This is a genomic window from Nostoc sp. 2RC, from assembly GCF_014222165.1.
GTDB classification, from domain to species: Bacteria; Cyanobacteriota; Cyanobacteriia; order Cyanobacteriales; family Nostocaceae; genus Nostoc; species Nostoc linckia.
In genome coordinates this window covers 1-8562 of sequence record NZ_JACKZU010000351.1, presented here as the reverse complement: position 1 = coordinate 8562, position 8562 = coordinate 1, and the positions used below count along the sequence as shown (strand labels likewise).

The following is an 8562-nucleotide window of genomic DNA, read 5'->3' as shown; positions in this document are numbered from 1 at the left end:
TTATTTTACTAAAAGTTCTAACTATCAAATATGACCTAGTTTTTCTAGAGTGTACTGATACCATTTCTTTGTGAAGCTGCACGTTAACAGTCAACAACCACTACTGAAATTTTCCACAACTCAAATACGATTGCTATATAGGACTTACGCAACTGGCATATTATTTTAAGTTTGTAGTAAGGACTGAAGTCCTTACTACAAGCAAAAAAAATTGATTTTTTGTGACACTTGCGTAAGTCCTGCTATAGTTTGGCGCATCTTCATACAGAATTGGTATGATTTTTCACGCGATTTGCAAAACCTCTCCATTTTCAAGGAAAGTCTTTGATTTTTCTCCTTCCCTGGTAATACCAAATTGGTATCAGGAAGATTTTTTTGATTTTTTCCAGATTGTGTAAAAAATGAAGGGTATATAAAGATTAAAAATATTCCATTTTTTACCAATTATACATAGATTTAATTGGCAATTAAATCTGCAAATCAAAGCAAATTTTTAATAATTTGCCTACTCTTTCATGTCTGAAAAGTAAGTAATTATTTGGCCAATGACAAGCAATAATTATTGTGAACTCAAAATCATGCAAAAACAGTTAGATAATCAGCCTAACAACCAAAACAATATTGTGAATAATTTACTAGAAGCAACGACAAATATTGTTTTTATAGATACAGCAGTTGTCAATTACCAAAGCCTCATAGCTGGAGTTACACTTGGCAGTGAAGTTATTATCCTCGACCCCAATCAAGATGGATTAACGCAAATTACTGAGTTTCTAGGAAAAGTTAAATCTAACTCAGTGAAATCAGTTCACATTGTCTCTCACGGCGGACAAGGAAATTTACAATTGGGGTCAAATTATTTGAATCTTAACAACCTCAATAGCAATATAAATTTATTAAAAAAATGGAAAAATGCTTTAACTGATGATGCTGACATTTTACTTTATGGTTGTGATGTAGCCAACGGTGAAGGTACGAAATTTGTACAACTTCTGAGCCAAATTACAGAGGCGGATGTTGCAGCTTCTAATGACAAAACAGGTAGCACAGATTTAGATGGTGACTGGGATTTAGAGGTCAAAACAGGAAAAATTGAAGCTTCCTTAGCATTTAAATCTGAGGTCATGGAGGCTTACCAATCTATTTTGCCAGCTAGTTTTATTGGAACAACTTACTCTCAAAACTTTAATTCATTAGCTAATTCCGGAACATCTATTTCTTGGACTAATGATTCAACTATTTCAGGCTGGTATGCGACAACAACAAGCTACAACGCTGGAAATGGTAGTTCTAATACAGGTGCATTGTATAGTTTTGGTTCGACTTCATCAACAGACCGGGCACTTGGTTCTGTGGCTTCTGGAACTATTTACTATGGGTTGCGTTTGAAAAACAACACAGATTCAGCAATTAGTAAATTGAGAGTAAGTTACACGGGCGAACAATGGCGCAATGGTGGTAATATATCTTCCCAAAAACTCAACTTTAGTTATCAAACTGGAACAACTCTTACAAGTTTGACAACAGGAACATGGACGCCTGTCACATCACTGGATTTTACCAGCCCAATTGCACTGCCCATCGCCACTTTTTTGGATGGAAATTTTGCAACTAATAAAAGTGTAAAAACATCAATACTAATTGATTTAGCTACCCCAATAGCTGTTGGTGAAGAAATTATATTACGTTGGGAAGACGTTGATGATTCAGGTAACGATCATGGCTTAGGAATTGATGATGTTTTTGTCCAAATAGACAAGACTACCTACGTAGTAACCAACACCAATGATAGTGGTGTTGGCTCGTTAAGACAAGCCATTATTGATGCAAATAACGATCCTGGGGTTGAGACAATTATCTTTGACCCGACTGGAATCTTCGGTGATGCTATTCCTGACATTATTACCCTCACCTCTGGGGAATTAAATGTCACAGAGGAAGTTATCATTCAAGGAACTGGGGCTGATAAACTTACCATCAGTGGCAACAATGCTTCCCGTGTTTTTACGGCTACAGCGCCCCTATCAATTGATGGGTTAAAAATAACTGGCGGAAATGCTGCTGTGGGTGGTGGCGGAATCTTCAGTACCAGCAGTGTTAGTGTGAGTAACAGTACCATTTCTGGGAACAAAGCCCTAGTCAATGGCGGTGGTATCTTTAGTCTCAGTCTCAACGTTAACAATAGTACGATTTCTGGGAACACAGCCCTGGCTAACGGCGGCGGTGTTTTTAGTACTGATGCCACTTTTACCAATAGTACAATTTCTGGAAATAAAGCGATCGCTGCTGGTGGCGGTATCTCTAGTACCAATCTTACTGTCAAGAATAGCACCATTGCTAATAACACCGCAGACACCGGTGGCGGTATCTTCGGTACAAATGCCACCCTCAGCAATACCATTGTTGCTACTAACAGCGCTAGCCTACTGAATTTAGGTAATGATGTATTTGGTCTGAACTTTGACGGTAATGCTTACAACCTAATTGGCAACCTCGCTGGTTTAAACGTATTATTTAGTACATTGGGAACTGGTACAGATATTGTTAACTCTAATCCAGGACTCAAACCGTTAGGAAATTATGGCGGTTCCACCCAGACTCATGCTTTAGAATCGAACAGTCCGGCTTTCAATGCTGGCGATCCCAATTACAGTGGTAGCTTAACTACCGACCAAAGTGGCACGGGTTTTAATCGGATTGAGTATGGTAGACTTGACATCGGAGCATTTGAATATGTAGTTCCAAAAGTCAACTTTGGTGCTGCTACCTACAACACCACAGAAGGTAGCACCGCCATCACAGTAACTATTCCTGTGACTTTAGGTCGAATTCCCAGAACAAATGTCACTATTCCCATAATCATCAATAGTAACAGCACAGCTACTCAAAACCTAGACTATACTATTTCCCCTACTACCCTGACCTTTGCGGCTGGGGCTACAGGTTCAAATTTAACCCAGGTGATTACTTTCACCATTCAACCAGATGATTTACCAGAAAATGCTGAAACAGTTGTAGTTAACTTCGGTACATTGACTGGTGCTGAACCAGGAACCATAACTGAAACTACTATCAATATTGCTGCTAACGATCCTATTCAATATGCAATTTCCACTATTCCCAGTCTGACAGAAGGTAACAGTGGTACTAAAGTTGCCACATTCACCGTTACCCGTAGCGGTGGTACTGGCGTGGCGAGTACTGTAGATTATGCTTTTAGCGGTACAGCAATTTTTGACTCTGACTATAACAATGTTCTAATTCGGAGTGGAGAAGTTAATCCAATTAGTGAGTTTATCAATCGTGACTTATCAGGTACTTTAGAATTTGTAGTCGGTGAGAAGACAAAGACAATTACAGTCGATATTTTCGGTGACAAAAAATTTGAATTAAATGAAGATATTACTGTGACATTGAGTAACCCCAATCTCACATCACCACCGGAAAGTTCTATCATTACTAATAATTCTGCAACCCTGAAAATCATCAATGATGACAAACAACCAAGCATCAAAATTTCCAATGTGTCTGTCATTGAAGGTGATATCAGCACAACCAGTCATGCCAACTTCAAACTGACTCTTTCCAATCCTAGCTATCAGCCAGTTAGCGTTAATTATAATACGAGCGATCGCACAGCTAAAATTGTTGATTTCGATTACGATTCTGCACTGGGAACAATTGTTTTTAATCCTGATGAAACTCTGAAAACTCTTAGTGTCCCCATCAAAGGCGATGGTAAATTAGAAACCAACGAAACCTTTGCTGTTACTTTGTATGGTGCTGGCAATGGCACAATTGCTGATGGTTTAGGAATTGCCACAATTTTTAATGATGACATCAATCAGACACCAAGTATTCGGATTTCAGATGTCTCAGTTAACGAAGGCAATACAGGGATGATAACTAATGCTAACTTTGCCGTCACTCTCTCCAGTCCCAGCTATCAGCAAGTTATCGTCTATTACAACACTAGTGATGGTACTGCCAAAGTTTCTGACTCTGATTACAATTTTGGTATGGGAACAATCATTTTCAATCCTGGTGAAACCTTAAAACATATTAGCTTAGGCATCAGAGGCGACAAAAAAATTGAAGGCAACGAAACATTTTTTGTCAATCTTTATGGTGCGACAAATGTGGCGATCGCAGATAATCGAGGCATGGCTACAATCAGAAATGATGACATGAAACTTTTTGCTTTTTAAGAGATGACAACGCAAGTCTTACTTTTTTTAATACAACTTGGAGCGCATCCTACTTATTACAGTAATAATACTGTAGTAATTATTTTTTTTTTAGCATAATTTTGTCCTGAGTTACTATATCAGATTTTTTGTTTTACCTCTGTAAAAAGAGGTGAGATTACGAAAGACGGCGAGAAAGCCCATTCTTTCTAGGGATGGGATAAATTGCCCTTCGCCATCTTAGTCATTGGTCAATAGCTATTAGTATTACTAAGCACAAAAAAATCGCGTATAACTACTACTTACTAATGACTCGAAATCCTCGCCGCCTAAAGCCGGGGAATGAGTTAATTATTTTATTTATCTTTGGAAGCGTATGTCTCGGCATTTGCTTCCTCTTTAGTGTTGCCTGACTAAAGTTATAAATTTCCAGTTCCCAAGTTTTATTGTCTAACAAGAATTACAAAACTTATAAAATCCCAAGGAACTTTACAGAGGAATTACACATGCCAAATCAAAATATCATTTTTATTGATGAAGCAGTTATCGACTATCAAACCTTGATTGCGGGCATTCAACCAGAGACTAGTGTAGTAATCCTTAACTCAAATCAAGATGGGGTAGAACAAATTACTCAAGCCTTGCAAGGTGGAAAATACCAATCAGTTCAAATTATTTCCCACGGCAGTGCAGGCAGTTTACAATTAGCAGCAACTCAACTCAATGCCGACAATTTGAACTCCTACGGCAATCTACTACAACAATGGAGAAATAATTTAACTGATGATGCTGACATTCTACTTTACGGTTGCAGTGTGGCATCTTTTGATTTAGCTTTTGTACAACAATTGAGCCAAATCACAGGCGCAGATGTGGCGGCTTCTAATGACATCACTGGTAATGCCGAATTTGGCGGTGACTGGGATTTAGAAGTGAAGATTGGTTCCATTGAGTCAGATTTAGCCTTGACTCCGGAGGTGAAAATAGCTTATGGCTCAATTTTAGCCTTATCTTTTGCAAGTCCTAGCAACACTGGTGTGGGAAGTGATGCCCGTTCTGTAACAGTGGGGAACTTTGATAATGACCAAAACTTGGACTTAGCAGTAGCTAATTATGGCTCGAACAATATTTCAGTGTTGTTGGGTGATGGTAATGGTGGTTTTGGCACTGTCAAAAACTTGAATGTGGGAAATAATCCCGTTTCCATAACAGTGGGAGATTTCAATCATGACCAGAAGTTAGACTTAGCAGTGGCTAACTATGGCTCCGACACAGTTTCATTGTTGTTGGGTGATGGGAATGGTGATTTTGGGGCTGCCAAAAACTTTAATGTCGGAAAAAATCCTCATTCCGTCACAGTGGCGGACTTCAATAAAGACCAGAACTTGGACTTAGTAGTAACTAACTCTGGTTCCAACACAGTTTCAGTATTGTTAGGCAATGGTAATGGCGGTTTTTGAAATTTTGCTAGTTTTATTTTGGGGAAAAAACCTTTTTTGGGGGCAGTAGCAGACTTCAACAATGACCAGAAGTTAGACTTAGCAGTGGCTAACTATGGCTCTAATACAGTTTCAGTATTGTTAGGCAATGGAGCTGGTAGCTTTGGGGCTGCGAGTAATTTCACTGTGGGAAATAACCCCTATTCTTTGACAGTGGGAGACTTTAACCAAGACGGTAACTCTGACTTAGCAGTGGCTAATTATGGTTCCAACAATATTTCAGTGTTGTTGGGCAATGGTAGCGGTAGCTTTGGGGCTGCCAGCAATTTGACTGTGGGAAGCAATCCTGTTGCGGTGGTAGTGGGGGACTTCAACAATGACGGCAATTCTGACTTAGCAGTGACTAACAATTCCTCCAGCAACGTTTCAGTATTATTAGGCAATGGTAGCGGTGGTTTTGGTAGTGCCAGTAACTTTAGTGTAGCCAGTAATCCCACTTCCATTGCAATGGGTGATTTTGACAAAGACAATGACTTGGATTTAGTAGTAACTAATTCAACGTCCAATAACATTTCAACCCTAGCCAATGATACTGTAACCCCAAAAGTTAACTTTGGTGCTGCTACTTATAACACTACAGAAGATAGTACTGCTATTGAGGTAACCATTGCTGTTACTTTAGATGTGACTCCCAATGCTGATGTCACAGTTCCCATTATTGTGAACAACATTAGTACTGCTACCAATGGCGACGATTATACCTTTTCCCCCGCTAGCGTTACTTTTAATGCTGGGGCAGCAGGTTCAAATTTAACCAAACTGATAACTTTCACCATTCAACCAGATGATTTACCTGAAAATGCCGAAACGATTGTACTCAACTTCGGTACGCTCACAGAAGGTGTTCCTGGAACAATAACTGAAACTACTCTGAATATTGCTGCTAACGATGCCATTGAATACGAAATTTCCACCACCACCCCGACTTTAACCGAAGGTAATAGCGGCACTCAATCTGTTACCTTTACCATCAGCCGCAGTGGTGGTACTGACGTGGCGAGTACAGTGGATTATGCCTTGGGCGGTACAGCAGTTTTAGACAGTGACTATAACAACATTCAAGTTACAAATGGAGGAAATGCTGCATCAGGGACTTTAAACTTTGCAGCAGGGGAAACAACAAAGACCATTACAGTGGATGTTTTGGGTGACTATACAGTTGAACTTGATGAAAACATTATTGTTACTCTCAGTAATCCCAACCTGACAACTGCGCCGGAAAGTTCCACAATTACCACCACTTCAGCCGAAGTAAACATCGTTACTGATGATTTCTTCGTTCCGACAATAATCAACGAAATTCTATTTGACCCCCCCAGTACAGATAGCCCAAAAGAATATATCGAACTGCGAGGAACTCCCGCAGCGATTCTACCACCCGGAACTTATTTAGTAGGCATTGAAGGGGATTCTGCTACTAACCCCGGCAATGTTCAAGATATTTTTGATTTGTCTGGTAAGCAGTTTGGTATCAATGGGTTGCTGGTTCTTTTGCAAAAAGGTAATAGTTATACAGTGAACCCCAATGCCAATGTATTTACTAATACTGGAACTGGAACCGGATGGGGAAGTGGGGCTTCCAGTTCAATTGGGCATCAAGGTGCAAACGACATTGAAAGTGGGTCTGTTAGCTTTTTTCTCATTCAAACTGATACTGCACCCACTTTGAGCAATGATATTGACTCCAATGACGATGGTGTTGCTGATGGTGCTACTTACTCAAATTGGACAGTGCTGGATTCCGTGGCGGTTTTAGATGGGGGAACTACAGATATAGCATACGGCTCCATTGTATTTAGAAAAAATTCTGTGGGTTCAGTTCCAACGAATGCCACAGTTGTTGACACCTCATTTACAGCTGGATATGTAGGGCGTTCTGGTAATACCACGGGTGCAACAGCTTCAGATTGGGTGGCAAGTGTAATTACTGGCACTGCACCAAATTTCTTATTAGGAAATGCTAGCAACACATCACCAGAAAGCTTTGCTAGTCAACCGTTAAATCATATAGGAAGTACTAACTTTGCTCCCAATGTAAATTACACAATTTCAACTGCTACCCCAACTGTGACTGAAGGTAATAGCGGTACGCAAACCATCACTTTCACAGTTACCCGCAGTGGTGATACTGCTGTTGCCACTAACATCAATTATGCCTTCAATGGCACAGCTACTTTTAACACCGATTACAAGACTATTAAAGTTGCAGGTGTTACAGCTAGTTCATCTGGGATGATAAAATTCGCTGCTGGAGAAACAACAAAGACCATTACATTAAATGTTGTGGGGGATAAGGTCACTGAAGCTGACGAAACCATTAATCTCACCCTTAGCCAACTCAACCAAATCAGTGTCATCGCCCCAGCCACAGTTACCATCATTAACGATGACATCCAACCCAGCATCTCCATTGCAGATAAAAGTGGCAAGGAAGATAGCGGCAATCTTGTGTTTACTGTTAAACTCTCCAATGCCAGCAGTGATGTCATTACAGTGGATTACAACACTAGTAATGATACTGCGATCGCTAACGTTGATTACACCCCAGCCACAGGAACCCTAACCTTTAACCCTGGAGTTACCACTCAAACCATCGCAATACCGATTCTTAATGATTTTGTTGCTGAATCAAGCGATCGCTTTTTTGTCAATCTTACCAATTCCATCAATGCCACCATTGCCGATACCCAAGCCAATGGTACTATCACTGACAACGATACACCAGGTATTACTATCTCTCCTGTAAATGCACTAGTAACTACCGAAGCTGGTGGTACTGCTAACTTTACTATTCAACTGGATACCCAACCCACTGCTGATGTCACGATAAATTTGAGTAGTTCCAATGTCAATGAAGGCACTATTTCAGTTTCTAG

At 40.0% G+C, this 8562-nt stretch carries 3 protein-coding genes; all 3 read left to right on the top strand.

Going from position 1 to position 8562, the window contains the following annotated elements:
- Positions 1 to 578 precede the first annotated feature (578 nt).
- The gene (locus tag GNE10_RS28050; protein ID WP_221643019.1) at positions 579 to 4208 is read left to right on the top strand and encodes a DUF4347 domain-containing protein; all 3630 of its coding nucleotides are present in this window, start codon (positions 579 to 581) and stop codon (positions 4206 to 4208) included.
- A gap of 485 nt (positions 4209 to 4693) precedes the next feature.
- Entirely contained in the window at positions 4694 to 5647 is a 954-nt protein-coding gene (locus tag GNE10_RS28045) for a DUF4347 domain-containing protein (RefSeq protein ID WP_185568866.1), read from the top strand.
- A gap of 36 nt (positions 5648 to 5683) precedes the next feature.
- On the top strand, positions 5684 to 8562 hold a 2879-nt coding region (locus GNE10_RS28040), incomplete at its 3' end, for a Calx-beta domain-containing protein (RefSeq protein WP_185568865.1).

What these genes read in the sequence shown, in the direction of transcription:
- GNE10_RS28050 (WP_221643019.1), top strand. Translation starts at nt 579, where the DNA reads ATGCAAAAACAGTTAGATAATCAGCCTAACAACCAAAACAATATTGTG.
- GNE10_RS28045 (WP_185568866.1), top strand. Translation starts at nt 4,694, where the DNA reads ATGCCAAATCAAAATATCATTTTTATTGATGAAGCAGTTATCGACTAT.